This is a genomic window from Pseudoruegeria sp. SHC-113 (assembly GCF_025376885.1).
Classification (GTDB): domain Bacteria; phylum Pseudomonadota; class Alphaproteobacteria; order Rhodobacterales; family Rhodobacteraceae; genus Pseudoruegeria.
Genome location: NZ_JAHUBR010000001.1, coordinates 2,347,797 through 2,366,357 on the forward strand (window position 1 = coordinate 2,347,797; position 18,561 = coordinate 2,366,357).

Annotated in this window: 21 protein-coding genes and 1 tRNA gene; 11 read left to right on the forward strand and 11 right to left on the reverse strand. The window is 65.0% G+C overall.

Annotation, left to right across the window (positions count from 1 at the left end; genetic code table 11):
- Window positions 1-34 precede the first annotated feature (34 nt).
- The gene (gene msrB / locus KVX96_RS11590) at window positions 35-433 is read left to right on the forward strand and encodes a peptide-methionine (R)-S-oxide reductase MsrB (protein ID WP_261194613.1); all 399 of its coding nucleotides are present in this window, start codon (window positions 35-37) and stop codon (window positions 431-433) included.
- Between the two features lie 36 nt (window positions 434-469).
- On the opposite strand, the gene KVX96_RS11595 is transcribed toward msrB, so the two are convergent.
- Entirely contained in the window at window positions 470-928 is a 459-nt protein-coding gene (locus KVX96_RS11595) for an outer membrane protein assembly factor BamE (RefSeq protein ID WP_261194614.1), read from the reverse strand.
- Between the two features lie 84 nt (window positions 929-1,012).
- On the opposite strand from KVX96_RS11595, the gene KVX96_RS11600 reads away from it, so the two are divergent.
- From KVX96_RS11600 to KVX96_RS11635, 8 genes are all read left to right on the forward strand, one after another.
- Entirely contained in the window at window positions 1,013-1,576 is a 564-nt protein-coding gene (locus KVX96_RS11600) for a DUF177 domain-containing protein (RefSeq protein WP_261194615.1), read from the forward strand.
- 151 nt (window positions 1,577-1,727) lie between these two features.
- Entirely contained in the window at window positions 1,728-1,937 is a 210-nt protein-coding gene (rpmF, locus tag KVX96_RS11605) for a 50S ribosomal protein L32 (protein WP_261194616.1), read from the forward strand.
- Between the two features lie 27 nt (window positions 1,938-1,964).
- Window positions 1,965-3,068, forward strand: a complete 1,104-nt coding sequence (gene plsX / locus KVX96_RS11610) for a phosphate acyltransferase PlsX (protein ID WP_261194617.1) — start codon at window positions 1,965-1,967, stop codon at window positions 3,066-3,068.
- Between the two features lie 6 nt (window positions 3,069-3,074).
- Window positions 3,075-4,046 (forward strand): beta-ketoacyl-ACP synthase III, encoded by a 972-nt coding sequence (locus tag KVX96_RS11615; RefSeq protein WP_261194618.1) that lies wholly within the window; start codon window positions 3,075-3,077, stop codon window positions 4,044-4,046.
- 87 nt (window positions 4,047-4,133) lie between these two features.
- Window positions 4,134-4,436, forward strand: coding sequence for an integration host factor subunit alpha (ihfA, locus tag KVX96_RS11620; protein WP_261194619.1), 303 nt, complete (start codon window positions 4,134-4,136; stop codon window positions 4,434-4,436).
- 33 nt (window positions 4,437-4,469) lie between these two features.
- A complete protein-coding gene (locus KVX96_RS11625) occupies window positions 4,470-5,150 on the forward strand; it encodes a MerR family transcriptional regulator (protein WP_261194620.1) in 681 nt (226 codons plus the stop codon).
- A gap of 54 nt (window positions 5,151-5,204) precedes the next feature.
- A tRNA-Pro gene (locus KVX96_RS11630) sits at window positions 5,205-5,281 on the forward strand.
- Between the two features lie 73 nt (window positions 5,282-5,354).
- Window positions 5,355-6,437 (forward strand): 2'-deoxycytidine 5'-triphosphate deaminase, encoded by a 1,083-nt coding sequence (locus KVX96_RS11635; RefSeq protein ID WP_261194621.1) that lies wholly within the window; start codon window positions 5,355-5,357, stop codon window positions 6,435-6,437.
- Window positions 6,438-6,452: 15 nt separating this feature from the next.
- Here KVX96_RS11635 and KVX96_RS11640 read toward each other — a convergent pair whose 3' ends face one another.
- Window positions 6,453-7,508, reverse strand: coding sequence for a Hint domain-containing protein (locus KVX96_RS11640; RefSeq protein ID WP_261194622.1), 1,056 nt, complete (start codon window positions 7,506-7,508; stop codon window positions 6,453-6,455).
- A 139-nt stretch (window positions 7,509-7,647) separates the two neighbouring features.
- Window positions 7,648-8,175: an Lrp/AsnC family transcriptional regulator gene (locus tag KVX96_RS11645; RefSeq protein WP_261194623.1), complete on the reverse strand. Its 528-nt coding sequence runs from the start codon at window positions 8,173-8,175 to the stop codon at window positions 7,648-7,650.
- Between the two features lie 74 nt (window positions 8,176-8,249).
- On the opposite strand from KVX96_RS11645, the gene KVX96_RS11650 reads away from it, so the two are divergent.
- Window positions 8,250-9,455, forward strand: coding sequence for an MFS transporter (locus KVX96_RS11650; protein ID WP_261194624.1), 1,206 nt, complete (start codon window positions 8,250-8,252; stop codon window positions 9,453-9,455).
- Here the strand turns inward: KVX96_RS11650 and KVX96_RS11655 are convergent.
- The 8 genes from KVX96_RS11655 to KVX96_RS11690 form a co-directional block, all read right to left on the reverse strand.
- Window positions 9,382-9,597 carry a hypothetical protein gene (locus tag KVX96_RS11655; protein WP_261194626.1) on the reverse strand — a complete coding sequence of 72 codons (216 nt, stop codon included), beginning with the start codon at window positions 9,595-9,597 and terminating at the stop codon, window positions 9,382-9,384. The two genes, KVX96_RS11650 and KVX96_RS11655, sit on opposite strands and share 74 nt — an antisense overlap.
- Window positions 9,598-9,608: 11 nt before the next feature.
- Window positions 9,609-10,295 carry an SMC-Scp complex subunit ScpB gene (scpB, locus tag KVX96_RS11660; RefSeq protein ID WP_409977105.1) on the reverse strand — a complete coding sequence of 229 codons (687 nt, stop codon included), beginning with the start codon at window positions 10,293-10,295 and terminating at the stop codon, window positions 9,609-9,611.
- On the reverse strand, window positions 10,288-11,085 hold the full coding sequence (locus KVX96_RS11665) for a segregation and condensation protein A (RefSeq protein WP_261194628.1): 798 nt from the start codon (window positions 11,083-11,085) through the stop codon (window positions 10,288-10,290). The genes scpB and KVX96_RS11665 overlap by 8 nt, the downstream gene beginning before the upstream one ends.
- Window positions 11,082-12,089, reverse strand: a complete 1,008-nt coding sequence (gene nagZ / locus KVX96_RS11670) for a beta-N-acetylhexosaminidase (RefSeq protein WP_261194629.1) — start codon at window positions 12,087-12,089, stop codon at window positions 11,082-11,084. Before nagZ ends, KVX96_RS11665 begins: the two co-directional genes overlap by 4 nt.
- A complete protein-coding gene (locus tag KVX96_RS11675; protein WP_261194631.1) occupies window positions 12,086-13,117 on the reverse strand; it encodes an SPOR domain-containing protein in 1,032 nt (343 codons plus the stop codon). The genes nagZ and KVX96_RS11675 overlap by 4 nt, the downstream gene beginning before the upstream one ends.
- A gap of 79 nt (window positions 13,118-13,196) precedes the next feature.
- Entirely contained in the window at window positions 13,197-14,942 is a 1,746-nt protein-coding gene (gene argS, locus KVX96_RS11680) for an arginine--tRNA ligase (RefSeq protein ID WP_261194632.1), read from the reverse strand.
- Window positions 14,943-15,026: 84 nt separating this feature from the next.
- The gene (locus KVX96_RS11685) at window positions 15,027-16,874 is read right to left on the reverse strand and encodes a cation:proton antiporter (RefSeq protein WP_261194634.1); all 1,848 of its coding nucleotides are present in this window, start codon (window positions 16,872-16,874) and stop codon (window positions 15,027-15,029) included.
- A gap of 94 nt (window positions 16,875-16,968) precedes the next feature.
- Window positions 16,969-18,132: a deoxyguanosinetriphosphate triphosphohydrolase gene (locus KVX96_RS11690; RefSeq protein WP_261194636.1), complete on the reverse strand. Its 1,164-nt coding sequence runs from the start codon at window positions 18,130-18,132 to the stop codon at window positions 16,969-16,971.
- A gap of 86 nt (window positions 18,133-18,218) precedes the next feature.
- Here KVX96_RS11690 and KVX96_RS11695 point away from each other — a divergent pair, with 86 nt between their 5' ends.
- Window positions 18,219-18,545, forward strand: coding sequence for a HesB/IscA family protein (locus KVX96_RS11695; RefSeq protein WP_261195445.1), 327 nt, complete (start codon window positions 18,219-18,221; stop codon window positions 18,543-18,545).
- The last annotated feature ends 16 nt before the right edge of the window (window positions 18,546-18,561 follow it).

The following is an 18,561-nucleotide window of genomic DNA, read 5'->3' on the forward strand; positions in this document are numbered from 1 at the left end:
AGATGTGACAGGCATTTGAACGAAAGGGCCAGATATGGACAAAATCACCAAGTCAGACGCCGAATGGCGCGCCCAGCTTTCCGATCTTGCCTATAAGGTGACGCGCAAACACGGCACCGAACGCGCGCGCACCCATGAGGATTTCCCGAAATCGCCGGGACGCTTCGCTTGCGTCTGCTGCGGCGCGCCGCTCTTCGGGCAGGAAACGAAATACGAGTCCGGCTCCGGCTGGCCCAGTTTCTACGCCCCACTGGAAGATGCGCCCATCGGCACGCAGGAAGACCGCCGCCTCTTCATGCGCCGCACCGAGGTGCATTGCACCCGCTGCGATGCGCATCTGGGCCATGTCTTCCCAGATGGCCCCGCCCCCACGGGCTTGCGCTACTGCATCAACGGTGTGGCGTTGGATTTCAAACCCGACGACGAAGCCTGACGCCTCGCCCTAGCGCGTCGCGTCTTGCGGCGCGCGTCAGTTGCCCAGCAGCTGGTCAGAGGTCACGTTGCCGACGCTGTTGAGGATCTGGGTGATCAGGTTCACGTTGGCGATGTTGGTCTCGGTCACGCGGCGGTTCAGAGTAACGACGCGGCCGTCTTCCAGCCCGAAACGCTCGATGTTCTGGATCACGCCATCTTCCGAGAAGCTTACCGCCACCAGCTGGCGGTCGATCACTTCCGGCGCGCGATAGGCGAAGTGGCGCCAGCGCGAGCCGACGTAGAACCAGGTGTCATCGCCCACCACGCCCGAGATCGACGGCTCGCCGAACAGCTCCGCCATCGTGTCGCGCGTGTCGACGCCCACCGTCACCTGCGCGAGATCAAGCTCGCTTGGGGCAAAGCCGTGGTTCTGGTACGTTGAGGAGCAGGCGGTGAGCCACAGGGCAAGGCCCAGTGCCGCGACGCTTTTACCGGCGATCCAGCCTTTGCGCATTCCGTCCCTCTTGTCTTGCCTTTGCTTGCCTCGTATCCGGCTTTACAGAAGGAATGGCACCGGTTCAAGAATGGATGACGCGAGATGACACAGGCAGAGCACCCCAAGGGCGGCGGACCACAGCGATTTGCGGTGGCCGATCTTTCGCAGAAGAAACCCACCCGCTTCGTGATCGAGCCCTCTGCCGAAGCCCGCACCGCGCTGGCGCAGGAGCTGGGCATCAGTGGCGTGAAGAAACTGCGCTTTGAGGGTAAGCTGACCCCGCGCGGCAAACGCGACTGGATTTTAGAGGGCCATCTGGGCGCCACCGTCGTGCAGCCCTGCGTGGTGACGCTCGATCCCGTGACGACCCGCCTTGAAGAACCCGTACACCGCCACTTCTCCGCCGACTACGCCGCGCCGGAAGAAGAGGAAGTCGAACTCAGTGAAGACGACAGCACCGAGCCGCTCTCCGAGGTGATCGATGCGGGCATCGTGATGGCCGAGGCGCTGGCGCTGGCGCTGCCGCTCTATCCGCGCGCCGATGGGGCGACGATGGAAAACCAGGTCTTTACAGAGCCGGGAAAAGCGCCCATGAGGGACGAAGACGCACGCCCTTTTGCAGGCCTTTCGGCCCTGCGCGACAGCCTCAAAAAAGGCGAGAATTAAGGGTTCAAGAAAACACTTGCGCTGGCCGTGAATCGCAGTATGTTCCCGGCCTCGTTTACATGATGGGTTGGACTCGGGCAGCGCGGTAGCGTATGTAGCCGAAAAACCCGGGAAATCAGGGGTACGCCCCTCCTAGCTTCGAGGTTGAGACATGGCTGTCCCTCAGAATAAAATCACGCGGTCCCGCCGCGGTCAGCGCCGCTCGCACGACGCCCTGGTTGCAGGCAACCCGGCCGAATGCCCGAACTGCGGCGAACTGAAACGTCCGCACCACGTGTGTGGCGCTTGCGGTCACTACGATGATCGCGAAGTGGTCGCTCAGGCCGACGAGATCGATCTGGACGAAGAAGACGCGGCGTAAGCCGGCGTTTTTGTGACGCGCCCGGGCATGGCGACGGAAATCCAAACCACGCAAGACCCGGGTGTGCGCCGCACGATCATATCGGTCGACGCCATGGGCGGAGACCAGGGGCCGGCAGCTGTTGTTGCCGGCATTGCCAAATCTGCCGCGAAGAACGCCGAGATCGGCTTCATCGTGCATGGCGACGCCAAGATCCTGAAAAAGCTGATCGGCAAGAAACGCGGCCTCGCTGAGCGCTGCGAGATCCGCGATTGCGCCGAGGTTGTCACGATGGACGCCAAACCGTCCCACGTGATGCGCAACGGCAAGAACACCTCCATGTGGTCGGCGATTGACGCCGTACGCAATGGTGAGGCCACGGCCTGCGTGTCCTGTGGCAACACCGGCGCGCTCATGGCCGTGTCTATGATCCGCCTGCGCAAGATCCCCGGCGTGAACCGCCCGGCGATTGCCTGCCTCTGGCCCTCGCGCAACCCCGGCGGCTTCAACGTGATGCTCGACGTGGGCGCCGACATCAAGGCCGACGCCGAAGATCTTTTGCAATACGCGCTGATGGGGGCCTCCTACGCCCGCAACGGCATGGGGCTGGCCCGCCCCCGCATCGGCCTGCTGAACGTGGGCACCGAAGAGCACAAGGGCCGCGCCGAACTGAAAGCCGCGCAGGAGCTGATTCAGGAAAAGGCCGAAGAGGCCAATTTCGATTATGTCGGCTTCGTGGAAGGTGGCGACATTCCCTCGGCCCGCGTCGATGTGATCGTCACCGACGGGTTCACCGGCAACGTGGCGCTGAAAACCGGCGAAGGCACCGCCCGCCTGATCAGCGAATTGCTGCGCGAGGCCTTCAAATTCTCGCCGCTCTCCCGCCTCGCAGCGCTTCTGGCGCTGACCTCGCTCAAGCGCCTGCAAAAGCGCATCGATCCGCGCCGTGTGAATGGCGGCGTCTTCCTCGGGCTCAACGGCACCGTGGTGAAATCCCACGGCTCGGCGGATGCCACCGGCGTCTCTGCCGCCATCAAACTTGCCTTCACGCTGGCCCAGTCCGGTTTCACCGAAAAGCTCACCGCTCGGGTTGCATCTGCCGTAACGTCACGACATGATGCGCCAACTCCTGAGCAGTCAGCTGACCGGTAAAAACCAATGACACTACGCGCCGTGGCCACGGGGATTGGCCACTACCTGCCGGAACGCATCGTTCCCAACAGCGAATTCGAAAAAACCCTCGACACATCGGACGAATGGATTCGCTCCCGTTCGGGCATCGAGCGCCGCCATTTCGCCGCCGAAGGCGAAACCACGTCGGATATGGCCACCAAGGCCGCAGAGGCCGCACTGGCCGACGCCGGGCTGACGGCGGCCGATCTGGACGCCATCGTCGTGGCCACTTCCACGCCCGATTTCACATTCCCCTCCGCCGCCACCATGGTGCAGGCCAAGCTGGGGATGGAGCAGGGATTCGCTTTCGATGTGCAGGCCGTCTGCGCGGGTTTTGTCTATGCGCTCACCAACGCCAATGCTCTGATCGTCTCCGGGCAGGCCAAGCGCGTGCTGGTGATCGGGGCCGAGACGTTTTCGCGCCTTATGGACTGGGAAGATCGCGGCACCTGCGTGCTCTTTGGCGACGGCGCGGGCGCGTTGATCCTTGAGGCGCAGGACGGCGATGGCACCAGCGCGGATCGCGGCATCCTCGCCACGGATCTGAACTCCGACGGGCGCTACAAGGATCTGCTCTACGTGGACGGTGGCGTCTCCACGCAGAGCACGGGCCACCTGCGCATGGTCGGCAAGGAAGTGTTCCGCCACGCGGTGGAAAAGCTCTGCACCACGGCCAACACCGTGCTTGAGAAGGCCGGGCTTACCTCGGAAGACGTGGACTGGATCGTGCCGCATCAGGCCAACCTGCGTATCATCAAGGGCACCGCCCAGAAGATGAAGATTCCGATGAGCCATGTGGTGGTGACGGTACAGGATCACGGCAACACCTCCGCCGCCTCGATTCCCCTCGCGCTCTCGGTTGGCAAAGCGCGCGGGCAGATCAAGGAAGGCGATCTGGTTGTCACCGAGGCAATCGGCGGCGGATTGGCCTGGGGAGCGGTCGTCATCCGCTGGTAAAGGCAAATGAAGCTGCCCTGACAAGTGGTTGATATTGACTCGGAATTTCCCCGCCCCTTATTCTGCGCGGATAGATAGGGGGATGGTATGAGTCCGAAAACATTGACGCGTATGGATCTGAGCGAGGCCGTATTTCAGGAAGTCGGGCTCAGCCGCAATGAATCGGCGCAACTGGTCGAGGCCGTGCTGGATCACATGTCCGACGCACTTGTCGCCGGGGAGACGGTGAAAATCTCCTCTTTCGGCACCTTCGGCGTGCGCGACAAAGCCGCCCGTGTTGGCCGAAACCCGAAAACCGGGGAAGAGGTGCCGATCCACCCCCGGCGCGTGCTGACATTCCGCCCCTCGCATCTGATGAAAGATCGCGTGGCGGCAGGGAACAAAAGCTAAGCACGACAAGCCGCAAGCAACGGGACGAGCACAATGGCGAAATCCGCAGACGCCTTCCGGACGATCTCCGAAGTGTCGGACTGGCTGGACACCCCGGCCCATGTGCTGCGATTCTGGGAAAGCCGCTTCACGCAGGTGAAGCCGATCAAGCGCGCCGGCGGGCGGCGTTACTACCGCCCGAACGACATGCTGCTTCTGGGCGGGCTGAAGAAACTTCTCCATGAAGACGGGCTGTCGATCAAGGAAGCCCAGCAGGTTTTACGCGATCAGGGCGTGAAAGAGGTCTCCGGCCTGTCGCGCCCGATCGAGGGCGAAGCGGCTGAAAAGAGCGATGCGGCCTCGGTCAAATCGGCGATGGACCGGGTCACGGCGCGCGGCACCGCCCCTGCCCCCAAGCCCGACATCCTTGCAGATGTGCCCGCCGCCGCCAATTCGCCCAAGCTTGTGCAGCAGGATCTTTTCGCAGCGCCCGAACCTAAGCCTGAGCCTGAAGCGCCCGCTGCCACTGAGGCCCCAGCACCGGACGCGGTTTCGCCCACTGCACCTGAACCGACACCTGTGGTAGCCGAGGATTTGGGCCGCATTCCCCGCCTGCGCGCCGCGCTGCAAGCACGCACGAAGGCCGATGCCGAAGCGCTGCGCCCGCTCTATGAGCGGCTGCGCAAGCTGCGGGCCCAGATGGACGCGCCACTGGCCCGAAATAATGAAAAATAACCGCGCAATTGGCCCTTGCCCCTGCCGCCAAAACCAGTATGAAGAGCCTCAAGTCGGGCTATGGCGCAGCCTGGTAGCGCGTCCGTCTGGGGGACGGAAGGTCGCAGGTTCGAGTCCTGCTAGCCCGACCAAATCAAAACCGCCCGCACCTGTGCAAACAGGCCGCGGGCGTTTTGCTATCTGCTGAATGCCTTGGGAGGACCGATGAGCGGAACCGGCGTACTGCCCTGTCAGACCATCGAAAAGATGATCGAAAACGGCACCTTGGCTGGCGATCCTGCGATCCTTCCCGACCAGATTCAACCTGCCTCGCTTGATCTGCGGCTGGGCCATGTGGCCTACCGCGTGCGCGCGTCCTTCCTTGCGGGCCATGGCCGCACCGTTGCCGAGCGCCTTGCAGAGTTCGAGATGCACCGCGTGGATCTCTCAGGCGGCGCTGTGCTGGAAAAGGGCTGCGTCTACGTCGTGCCGCTGATGGAAAGCCTGCGCCTGCCGGAGGGCGTGCAGGCGGTGGCCAATGCGAAATCCTCCACGGGCCGCATGGATCTTCTGACCCGCACCATCACCGATGGCGGCGTGGAATTTGACCGTATCGCGCCCGGCTACCAAGGCCCGCTCTATGCCGAGATCTGCCCCCGCTCCTTCTCGGTGCTGGTGCGCCCCGGCATGCGGCTGAACCAGATCCGCTTCCGCTCCGGGCAGGCCGTGCTTTCCGATGCTACGCTGCAGGCGATGCACGCCGATGTCGGGCTTGTCTCGGGCGCGGCCCATATTGACGATGGCTTGGGCTTTTCGGTGGATCTGCGCCCCGAGGGCAGCGATCTGGTGGGCTACCGCGCCAAGCCGCACACGGGCGTCGTGGATCTGGACCGGATCGGCCACTACGATCCGGCCGAATTCTGGGAGCCGATCCGCACCTCCGAGGGGCGCATCATCCTTGATCCGGGCGCATTCTACATCCTCGTGAGCCGCGAGGCTGTGCATATCCCGCCCGATTGCGCCGCCGAGATGGCGCCGTACCTTGCCATGGTCGGCGAATTCCGCGTGCATTACGCGGGCTTCTTCGATCCGGGCTTCGGCCATGCCGCAGCTGGTGGCGCAGGCTCACGCGGGGTGCTGGAAGTGCGCTGTCATGAAGCGCCGTTCGTGCTGGAACACGGGCAGATCGTGGGGCGGCTCGTGTATGAGCGCATGGCCGAGGTGCCCGCGCAGCTTTATGGCGCAGGCATTGCCTCGAACTATCAGGGCCAAGGACTCAAGCTCTCCAAGCATTTCCGCGCGCCTTAAGCGGCGCGAGAGGCCCTAACCGGCCAGCATCACCGCCGCTTCGTAGTGTGTGGCCAGCCGCGCGGCGGGCGCGCTGCCCTGCCCCTGCGCGAGTTGCGGAAAGAGCGACAGCAGCTCATCGCGCACGGCGGCTTCAAACGTGTCCAGCACCTCGAGGCCGGGGCGGAAGCTCTCCGTCCAGCAGCCTTCGGCGCAGATGATCTGATGCTCGGCGCACATGATATGGTGGTAGGTCACATCGCCCGCCGGAAGCACGGCGCTGATGCCGGGCTGGCCCACGAGATGCAGCGCCGCCACCAGCAGGCGCTCTTCGCCCGTGGCAAGCTCCGCGCGCCAGTCCTCAAACAGCATCCGGTGCTGTGGCGAGACCATGAGATCGCGCTCAGGCAGGCCGCCGCCGAGCGCGCCTGCCGCGATCAGGATCGGGCGCAGCGCTTCCTTGCGGGCCGCCGCACGGCGCGTGATGCGTGCCTGACCGACCCAGACAAGCGGTTGAAAACCGTTGTCCTGTGTCATCACCCGATCGCCCGGCCGCAGGGCCTCCACGGGCAGGCAGCCGCGATCGGTTTCGATCCGTGTGCCGGGCAGGAAACAAGGCGGCGTGGCGTAGGTGTCATAGCCAGTGGTGGTGCCGCCGGGGCCCTCGGCGGTGCTGACAACCGTGAGCGGCACGCCAATGGGCGGAAACTCCCCTTCGCCACCGATAAAGGCGAGCCCCTCCACGGTGGCGTAGCTCGTGACACCCGGTTCGTTGATGTTGAAGCCGATCAGCGTGTATTGGTTGCCGTCGGGATCTTCCACGGTGAGCGTATATTCCGCCTCCACCCGCCGCCCGGCATCATAGGCCGTGCCATCATAGGTGATCGCATTGGTCAGCGTCTGGCTGCTGTCGGAATCGCCAAAGAAATCATCGGTATCGGTGATCGTCACCGGCTCCCAGGCATTGGAGTTCAGCGTGATCGTCTGCCCCGCGAGATGCACGCCGCTGCCTTGCGAAATCCCGGACAGCTGCTGCCCGCCGGAGATGGTGATCTGCGATTCCGGCAGCGTGTAAACAATGAACTCGGGCATGGGGAAACCTTCTTTTGCACGGCGCAACCCTAGGCGGGAAATCGGGCAGAACTGTGGACACAGCAAGGGGAAAACCCGTTCATTTTCATCAATGTAACGAGATCAGATCCCTTTCCGTTGCGTCACCCCATGGCGCGCCTCATCGCAGGGTTTCCATCGCCTCCAGCGCCACTGTGACTTCGGCCTGCGGGCTGCGCTCCAGATGGGTGGAAAGTGCCACATAGGTCTGGGTGCCGCGCACTTCGGGCAGGTCGTAGATGCGCGACAGCAACCCCTCCAGCGCCAGCGAGGAAGCCACGCGCACCTTCATGATCAGGCAGGTATCACCGGTGGCGGAGTGGATTTCCTCCACCTCCGGCAAATCCGCCAGCGCCATCAGCGCGCGGGTCTTGCCCCAGCCCTTGGTGGTCACATGAACAAAGGCCAGCAAGGGCTTGCCCAGCCGCGCGCCATCGAGCTGTGCCACGGTCCCCTTGATCACGCCCTGCGCCTTGAGCCGCTTCACCCGCTCGTGCACCGCCGGGGCCGAGAGCCCCACTGCCTCACCGAGTTGCGCGAAGCTCTGGCTGGCATCGCGCGCCAATTCGCCTAATATTCTTCGGTCAACCGCATCCACCTCCCGCATTGGGCCACTGCGTTTCTGAAGGCTGTCTGTTTTTTGCGCCATCTGCGGGAATCCTTTTGTCCGAAAACAGTTCGATCAATAGAAGAAAACACTGAACCTCATTCAAGGCAATACATATGAAGCGCGCGATTCTTCTGCTTACTGTGACCGTCGGCGTGATCGGCTCCAACTCGTTGGTGCTGTCTCCCATTGCGGGCGCCGTGGCCGCGGGCCTTGGGGCAGAGAGTGCCGCGGGCGTAATGATCGCCGCCGGGATCTACGGGCTGGGCGTGGCGCTGGCCGCGCTGCTGATCGCGCCGCAGGCCGACAGGATCGGCGCGGACCGCGCCCTGTTCTGGGCCGCGCTCGCCATGGCTGCGGGGCTCACCTGCAGCGCGCTTTCGGTGAATGTGGCCACGCTTTCCGCCGCGCAGGCGCTGGCCGGGATCGGCGCGGGCGTGGGCCTGCCCGCCGCCTACAGCCTTGCCGCCCATGTGGCGCCAAGGGGGCAGGAAAGCCGGGTGATCGGGCAGGTTTTATCGGGCTGGACACTCTCCATGGTGGGCGGGGTGACGCTCTCGGCTTTCCTTGCGGAATTTGCCGGCTGGCGCAGCGTCTACGCGCTTCTGGCGGGGCTTTCGCTGCTCTGCGCCTTCGCGCTGACCCGCCTGCCCCTGTCAGAGCCCGCCCCGCGCGGCAAACCCACGCGCCCGGCCGCCGCCTTGCGCATTCCCGGCGTGAAGCCGGGGCTTTACGCGGTCGCCATGCTGGGCACCGGGTTTTACGTGATCTACACCTACCTCGGCGCACATCTGGACGTGGCCCTGAGCCGCCCTGTGCGTGATTCCGGGCTGATCACGCTCTTCTATGGCGCGGGCTTTGCCAGTGCGATGCTGCTCGATCCCCTGCTGGACCGCACCGGTCCACGCCGGGGGCTTGCGATCGTCTTCTCCCTGCTGGCCGTCTTCTACGTGATCTTCGCAAGCCAGATGGGCCATTACGCCGCCCTGCCCGGCTTTGCCTTCGTCTGGGGCATCCTGCAGCACCTCGGGTTGAATCTGACGGTGAGCCGCCTCACCGCCATCGCGCCCGCACAACGCGGGGCGATCATGGGGCTGAATTCGACGGTGATGTATGTGAGCGTTTTCGTGGCCTCGCTCGCAGGCGAGCGGCTCTTTGCCATGGGCGGGCTACCGCTCTGCGCGCTGGCCGCAGCCGTTCTGGCGGTGCTGGGGCTCAGCGAGGCCGTCTTCGCGCGCTGGCTGGCGGTCAGAAGCGGTTCATCCGCCGCGCCATCCGCGCCGCCTTGCGGGCCTGTTTCGTCCCCTTCCGGGCAGCTCTGACCTGCTTGCGCTCCTCGGGCGTCATTTCTTCGAAGCTCTTGCCCTTGCCGAGCGTGGCATCGATGCCCTTGTTCACACCGGCATTGATGAAACGCCCGATGAAGGGGCGCAGGAACATGCGGATCATTTGTTCGGGTTTCATCGGATCGCTCCTCAATCCTCGAAAAGTTCGCTCTGACCTTCCAGAAGGTCCATATCGTCGTCCTCGTCCGGCTCCGGCGCGCCGGGCAGCGACGAAGGCAGCGGGCGGTTGTCCAGCAACCCTGCAGCCCGCAGATCCTTGAGCCCCGGCAGATCGCGCGCGCTTTCCAGCGCGAAGTGATCAAGGAAGCCCTGCGTGACGACGAATGTCACCGGCCTGCCCGGAGTCATACGCCTGCGGCCGAAGCGAATCCATTCCATTTCGATCAATTGGTCAATGGTGCCCCGGCTCACAGAGACGCCGCGGATCTCCTCGATCTCGGCGCGGGTGACGGGCTGGTGATAGGCGACGATGGCCAGCGTCTCGATCGCGGCGCGCGAAAGCTTGCGGGTTTCCACCGTTTCCTTCTGCATCAGAAAGCCGAGATCGGGCGCAGTGCGGATCGCCCAGTTGTCGCCGACTTTCACCACCCGCACCCCGCGCCCCTCGTAGCGTTTGCGCAGGTGTTGAAGCGCCTCGGCCGGATCCGAGCCATGGGGCATCCGGCTTTCCAACTCGCGCAGGCTCACGGGTTCGGCGGTGGCGAAAAGGATCGCTTCCACCATGCGCTCCTGCTCCCCCATCGGCGGAGCCTCAAACAGGCTTTTCTCTTTTTCCAAAGCCTCTTGCTGGGTGTCGCTCATGTTCTCGTCAGCCATCGGGGTTCGCTTTCCTGCGCAGCTGAATGGGCGCAAATGTCTCGGATTGGCGGATCTCGGCGCGGCCGGATTTCACCAGCTCCAGCGAGGCCGCGAAGGTGGCCGCCGTGGCCGAGCGGCGGCGAGCCGGGTCTTTTTCCCAGCCGTCCGGCAGGTAGGAGGAGATATCCGTCCAGTCACCGGCAAAGCCGATCAGCCCGCGCATCCGCTCCAGTGCCTGCTCCATGGTGAGGATCGACTCCCGGTCCATCACGAAGGGGCGGAATTCATCCTTGGTGCGGATACGGGCATAGGCCTGCATCAGGTCCAAAAGCGTGGCCGTATAGGTCACCCGGCGCACGCGCGTCATGTCTTCGGGGATGCCACGCGCGAAGAAATCGCGGCCCATCTGATCGCGCGCCATCAGCTTGGCGGCGCTTTCGCGCATCGCCTGCAGGCGCTCGAGCTGGAAGGCCAGATGCGCGGCGAGTTCCTCGCCCGAGGGCCCCTCTTCGCTGGGATCAGGCGGCAGCAGCAGGCGTGATTTCAGGAAGGCGAGCCAGGCCGCCATCACGAGGTAATCCGCTGCCAGCTCCAGCCGCAGCGCCTTGGCTTTCTCCACGAAGGCCAGATATTGCTCGGCCAGTTGCAACACGCTGATCTTGCGCAGATCCACTTTCTGGGTGCGCGAGAGCGTCAGCAGCAAATCCAGAGGCCCCTCGAATCCGTCCACATCCACAATCAGAGCTTCGGCTTCGAGCCTTGCCTGAACGCGGGCGCGTTCGTCTTCCGAGAAGAAATCCTCGCTCATGGGGCGGGCACCCTTAAGAGTGCTTCATGCTCCGCCAGAAGCGCCTCCAGATCCGCCGGTTCCGGCGCGCGCCGCGCGGCCATGGCGGCTTTTGCGCGGGCAAGGGCTGCGCCCCCAAGCGCTCCGGCCTCAGCGGCGATGGCCTCCATCTCGGGCAGTTTGCCGTTGCAATGCAGGATCATGTCACAGCCCGCCGCCAGCGAGGCGCGGGCGCGCTCAGAGACGCTGCCCGAGAGGGCCTCCATCGAGAGGTCATCGGTCATCAGGAGGCCGTCAAAGCCGATCTCCTCGCGGATCAGCCGCACCATCGTAGGCGATGTGGTGGCTGGGCCATCAGGCGCAATGTCTTCGAAAACGATATGCGCGCTCATTCCGAGCGGCAGGTCGGAAAGCGCCTTGAAGGGTGCAAAATCAACGGCTTGCAGCTCACGCTTCAGAGCGGAAACGCGCGGCAATTCCTTGTGGCTGTCAAGGCTCGCGCGGCCATGGCCGGGGATATGTTTGAGCACCGGCAGCACGCCTCCGGCCAGATGCGCCTCGGCCACAACCCGCGCCAGCCGCGCGACCTCGCCCGCATCCGAGGACAGGCAGCGGTTGCGCAGAACCGGGTGCGTGTGCGGCGTGGCGACATCGGCGCAGGGCGAGCAATTGCCATCGATCCCCACGGCGCGCAGTTCCGCTGCGATCAGCCGGTAGCGCAGGAAGAGTGCGCGATCGGCAGAGGTGCCAGCGCGGGCGACCTCCTCCAGCGGCGGCAGCCACTCGCGCCAATGGGGCGCGCGCATGCGCTGCACGCGGCCGCCTTCCTGATCGATGAACACCGGCACATCGCGGCCCACGGCGGCGCGCAGATCACTTGTAAGCCGCACCAGCTGCGCCGGGCTTTCCACGTTGCGCGCGAAAAGGATGAAGCCCCACGGCTGGGCTTCGGCAAAGAATGCCTGTTCCTCCGGAGTGACGGCCAGCCCTTCGCAGCCGAAGATCACCGCACCCTGAGCACTCATCGGTAGATGACCGGGATACATTCGGCCCCTTCGGCCTGCAGCGCGGAGCAGAAGCGGCGGGCGTCGTTGATGTCCTCGAAACCGGCGGCGCGCAGGCGGTAGAACACCTTGCCGCCGCGCTCGGCCTTCTCGATCACGCGGGCCTTGGGATCAAGGTAGTCCGACAGGCTCGCGGCCAGCCGGCTCCATTCGTTGCGGGCGGTGTCGAGCGTGTCAAAGGCGCCAAGCTGCACGAGGCTCGTGCCCGGCGCGATCTGCTCCATCGGCACTTCCAGCGCGCCATCGGCCGAGCCCTCTTCCTCGGCCAGCGGCCCCTGCGGCGTGGCTTTGAGCCCGGCAGGGCGCGGGCGCGGCAGGATCGAGCGGGCCACGCCCGGCACGGAGGCGGGAATGACGTCCGGGTTCACGGCGGCGAGTTCGATGGTGTCGGTTTCCTCGGCCTGCAGCGCCTCGGCTTCGGCCTGCGGCGAGGGTGCGGCGACCGCATTAGGCGCGACCTGCCCAAGCGGCTCGGCCTGCGCGGCGATCTGATCGGCGAGCGCCAGAATGGCCTCGGCTTGTGTGTCGGCAGGGGCTGCGGCTTTAGCGGGCTGAACGGTTGCGGCGGCCACCGGTGTGCGCTCGCCTCGGGCGATGCCATCCGGGCGCGGCGCGAGGCCTGCGTTATCGGCGTCGATCACATCCACGGCCACGGGCGCGAGCGCCACTTCCTCGGCCATGCCCTCGGCCTCGCCCTGTGCCTGCACGGCGTTCACTGCAAGGCCCACGTGATCGGCGAGCTGGCCGCCGGGATCAGAAGGCGCGATGCGCATCGGCCCTTCCAGCGCGCGCACCACGGGCACGCCCGTCACATCGCGCAGCGCGAGCTTGTAGCCCCAGAAGCCGAGCCCGGCCATGAGCGCGAGCGACAGCCCCGCCCCGGCCCATTTTACCGCTTTGGAAACCTGTTCTGCCGGAAGCCCATAGGTCTCGGGCTGGGGATCCCCAGCGCCATAGGCCGCCTGATATCCTGAATCGAACTGCGCCATCTCGATGCCTCTATTCCCGCCTTCCAGCAAAGAAAACGGGCCCATAACCTGCCTGACACCGGCTGGCGCTTCTTGTCGTTCAGCGCATTTCTTCGACCGGGGTCACGCCAAGGATACCAAGACCGGCGGAAATAACAACGGCCACGGCACGGATGAGCGCGATTTTGGACTGGCTCGCAGCCTCGTTGCCCTCCTGGAAGAAGCGCAGCTCCGGCTGGTCGTTGCCACGGTTCCAGAGCGCGTGGAAATCGCTGGCCAGTTCGTAGAGGTAGAAGGCCACGCGGTGCGGCTCATGGGTGCGCGCGGCGATCTCCACGAGGCGCGGCCATTCGGCGAGCTTCTTGGCCACGGCGATCTCGGCCGGATCAATGAGGCCGGAGAGATCGGCCTGCAGCAACGCGGCATCGTCCACGCTCATCCCGGCTTCCACGGCCTTGCGCAGCACCGAGCAGACCCGTGCATTGGCGTATTGCACGTAGAACACCGGGTTTTCCTTGGATTGCTCCAGCACCTTGTCGAAATCGAAATCCAGCGGCGCGTCGTTCTTGCGGGTGAGCATCACGAAACGGGTCACATCGGGGCCGACCTGCTCCACCACGTCGCGCAGGGTGATGAACGTCCCAGCCCGCTTGCTCATCTTAAAGGGCTCGCCGTTCTTGTAGAGCTTCACGAGCTGGGTGAGCTTCACGTCCAGCGGCACGGTGCCGCCGGAGAGCGCGGACACCGCCGCCTTCATCCGCTTCACGTAGCCGCCGTGATCGGCGCCGAAGACGTCGATCAGGCTGTCGAAGCCGCGTTCGATCTTGGTGTAGTGATAGGCGATGTCGGGGGCGAAATACGTCCAGCTGCCATCGCTCTTCTTCACCGGACGATCCACGTCGTCGCCATGGGCGGTGGAGCGGAACAGCGTCTGCTCGCGCGGCTCCCAATCTTCGGGCGTCTTGCCTTTCGGCGGCTCCAGCACGCCTTGGTAAATCAGGCCCTGATTTTCCAGCGCCTTCAGCGCGCCTTCGATCTGGCCAGTGCCGTAGAGGGATTTCTCGGAATAGAAGACATCCATCTCCACGCCGATGCTCGCCAGATCCTCGCGGATCAGGTGCAACATGGCGTCGGTGGCGTAATCGCGGATCTCGTCCAGCCACTCGGATTCCGGCTTACCGACGAGCTTGTCGCCATAGACCGCCGCCAGCGCCTCGCCCACGGGGATCAGGTAGTCGCCCGGATAGGTGCCATCCTCGAAGGCGACCTCCTGCCCGTTGGCTTCCAGATACCGCAGGTAAACAGACCGCGCGAGCGTATCGACCTGCGCGCCGCCGTCGTTGATGTAATATTCGCGGGTCACGTCATAGCCGGCGTAGGCCAGAAGGCTCGCCAGCGCATCGCCGAAGACAGCGCCGCGCGTGTGGCCCACGTGTAGCGGGCCCGTCGGGTTGGCCGACACATATTCCACGTTCACCTTCTCGCCCGCGCCCATGGGGGATTTGCCGAAATCCGTGCCCTGGCTCAGCGCGCCCGTGATCACCCCGTGCCAGACGGACGGCGACAGCCGCAGGTTCAAAAAGCCCGGCCCGGCCACATCTGCCTCGGTGATGCGCGGATCCGCCGAGAGCTTCGCCGCCAGCGCCTGCGCGATCTCGCGCGGGTTCATCTTCGCCGGTTTCGCCAGCACCATGGCGGCATTGGTGGCCATGTCCCCATGGGCGGCATCGCGCGGCGGCTCTACGGCGACATTGGCGAAGTCCAGCCCCTCGGGCAGCGTGCCTTCGGCCTGCAACTCAGTGAGCGATTGCAGCACAAGCGTTCTGATTTCGGCGAAGAGGTTCATATCGGCATCCTTTGATCTGATGCCGGGTTTACCACCTGTATCGGCGGGGTCAATCCGCCGTGCGGGGCGCGGTTTGGTGCCCGATCAGCCCGCCTGCCCCGCCGCCGTGGCCTCTTCGGTGGTGGTGCCCTTGGCGGCGGCCACCTTGGGCCGCGGCGGGGCCAGCGCGATCAGGCGGCTTCCCGAAGGCGGCTCCTTGACGTGGAAGGCGATCTCGCCTTTCTCCAGCAGCGCCACCACGACGGCGTCCGGGTGCATCTCTTGCCAGGCGGCAAAGGGGAATTCCTCGGTGATACGGGTGGTGCGGAACTCCCAACCCGCGATCATCTGGCGCTCCAGATCGCCATAGGTCAGCCCCTGCGCAAAGCCGCGCCCGCCCAGGGTGGACGGCAGCGCGTGACGGGGCGCGTCTGCCTTGTAGCGAGCCACCTGGAACACGCGATCCCGCCCGAACTCCGGTGCCAGATCGGTGGCTACGAGCGTGTTGTAGGCGTCATTGTCCGTGACTGTGAGCAGCGTGCCATACTCCACCAGATGCAGCTGCTGCTCGGCGCTTTCCGAAAGAATATCGCCGTAGAACACCGGCACCCCGACTTCGCGCGCCCGGCGCAGGTGGTAGAGATTGCCATCGGCCACGCGCACCGGGATCTCGGCCGCCGCGATCTCCTCGGCCAGCCCCGCGCTGAAGCGCGAGCCGCCCACGATCAGCACGCCGGGCGTGCCCGAGGCGGTGAGCCCGAGGAAGCGGGCAAACGGCGCGAGCGTGAAGCCGTGCAGCACCACCGTTGCCGAGACCAGCACGAAGGCCAGAGGGCCCAGGAGCGCGCCGTCGGCCACGCCGATGTCCACGAGCCGCACGCCAAAGAGCCCAGCAACGGCCACCAACACCACGCCGCGCGGGCCCGTGAAAGCCACGAGGATGCGCTCCTTCCACGGCAGGTTCGTGCCCAGAAGCGCCAGCAGCACCGCCGCCGGGCGCGCGAGCAACACCGTTGCGGCCACGAAAGCCGCCGTGCGCCAGTCCAGCCCGGCCAGAGTCGAGAAATCCAGATCCGCCGCCAGCAGGATGAACACGCCGGAGACAAGCAGGATCGTGGCGTGTTCCTTGAAGCGGCGCAGTTCCTCGTAGGAGGGCAGATTGGCATTGGCGATCACCACGCCCATGACCGTGACCGCAAGCAGCCCGCTTTCGTGCATCACGAGGTCCGTCACCGCGAAGACAGCCAGCAGGATCGCCACCAGCGCAGGCACCTTCATGAACTCCGGCACCCGCCCCCGGCGGAAGGAGTACGACACGAGCCAGCCCGCCGCAAAGCCCGCAAGCCCTGCAAAAACAGTGCCATAGATGAAATGCCACAGGCCATGTCCAAGCGATTCACTGTCGTTCAGCACCATCACGATGCCGAAGGCGAAGACCGCGGCCAGCGCGCCGATGGGGTCGTTGACGATGGCCTCCCACTGCAGAAGCGTCGCCGGGCGGCGCTGCAGACGGGCTTGGCGCAACAGTGGCGCGATCACGGTGGGGCCGGTGACAATCATGATGCCGCCAAACACGGTGGCCGCCTCCCAGCTCAGCCCCGCGCCATAGCGCAGCGCCAGCGTGGAGGTGAGCCAGCCCAGTGGCGCGCCGAGGATCACGAGGCGGCGCACGCCCTTGGCGGCATCTTTCAGAGTATGGAAATTGAGCGTCAGCCCGCCTTCAAAAAGGATCACCGCCACGGCGATGGAGATCACGCTGTCGGTGATGGGGCCGATGTCGCGCTGCGGGTCCAGCAGGCCGAAGACGGGGCCGACGAGCACACCGGCCAGCAGCATGAGCACGATGCCCGGCACCCGCAGCCGCCACGCCAGCCACTGCGCCCCGATGCCCACCGCGCCCACAAGGGCGATGGCGGAAACGGGATCAAGCCCCTCTGCCGGTGTGCCTGCCATGCCGAAATGCCCCCGCTGCGCGCTGCGTCTAGCTGTGAACGCTATCGGCCAAGCGCCCGTGCCGCAACGGATTCCTTGAAGCAAGCTTGCGTGCCTAGCGCGGCAGCCCGTCCAGAATATCGGTGCCAAAATGGCGGGTGTATTCCTGCAGCGCGAAGCGGTCCGTCATCCCGGCGATGTAATCGGCTACGATGCGCGCGAGCGCGGTTTCATCCGGGGCCTCGGCCACATCCTTGCGCCACTGGCGGGGCAGTTGCTCGGGGTTGGCCATGTAATAGGGGAACAGCTCGCGCACCACCTGCGTGACCCGCTTGCGCATCTCCACCACCGAAGGCGCGCGGTACATGCGGTAGAAGAGGAACTCGCGGATCACTTTAAGATCCTGCCACAACCCATCGGAAAAGCGCACAATCTGCCGTCCGCCATGGCGCACGTCTTCGACGCTCTGCGGTTCCAACGCGGCGATCTCGCGGCGGGTGACCTCCAGCACATCTTCCACCAACACGCCAAAGAAGCGGCGCAGGGCCTCGTGGCGGCGGCGGTAGTAGTTCAGACCCGGATAGAGCTTGTCCACCCGCGCGAAACACTCGTGCAGGATCGGCATTTCGGCCAATTCATCGGTGGAAAACAACTCTGCCCGCAAGCCATCGTGCAGATCGTGGTTGTTGTAGGCGATGTCGTCCGACAGCGCCGCCACCTGCGCCTCGGCGCTGGCGTAGGTGCCCAACTCCAGATCATGGCGCGCGTTATAGGCGGCCAGCGCGTAAGGCAGTTCCCCAACCACGGGGCCATTGTGCTTGGCGATGCCTTCCAGCGTCTCCCACGTCAGGTTCAGCCCGTCCCACTCCGCATAGTGGCGCTCCAGCGAGGTGACGATATGCAGCGCCTGCGCGTTGTGATCAAAACCGCCGTAAGGCGCCATCAGATCATGCATCGCATCTTCGCCGGTGTGGCCAAAGGGCGTGTGGCCCAGATCATGGGCCAGCGCCACGGCCTCGGTGAGTTCCTGATTGAGCCCCAGCGTGCTCGCGATGGTGCGCGCCACCTGCGCCACCTCGATCGAATGGGTCAGCCGGGTGCGGAAATAATCCCCCTCATGCTCAATGAAGACCTGCGTCTTGTGCTTGAGCCTGCGGAAGGCCGAAGAATGAATGATCCTGTCCCGATCCCGCTGGAAACAGGAGCGGTGCGCGCTTTCCTCCTCCGCGTAAAGCCTGCCTCGGCTCTTGGCGGGGTCGGAGGCAAATGGTGCAAGCATGTGATCTGCCGGTTGTCGCCTCTTTTGCGGCACCTTATATTGAGGCTTGCGTGAATGGAAACCGCAAAGCGAACACCGAGATGGATCTGAACCTGCCCCCCAAAGTCACCCCCCGCGCCTTCGCGCGGCTGGCCGAGATCAACGAGGCCTCCGGCGAGGCCAAGGCCCTGCGCGTGGCCGTGGAAGGCGGCGGCTGTTCGGGCTTTCAGTATGACATCCGGCTGGATGATCCGGCGGCCGATGATCTGGTGCTGGAAGGCGAAGGCCAGAAAGTTGTGGTGGACAGCGTTTCCCTGCCCTTCCTCGCCGATGCGGTGATCGATTTCTCCGAAGAGCTGATTGGCGCGCGCTTCACTATCGAAAACCCCAACGCCTCCTCTTCCTGCGGCTGCGGCACCAGCTTCTCGATGTAGGCGACGCGCCCGGCTG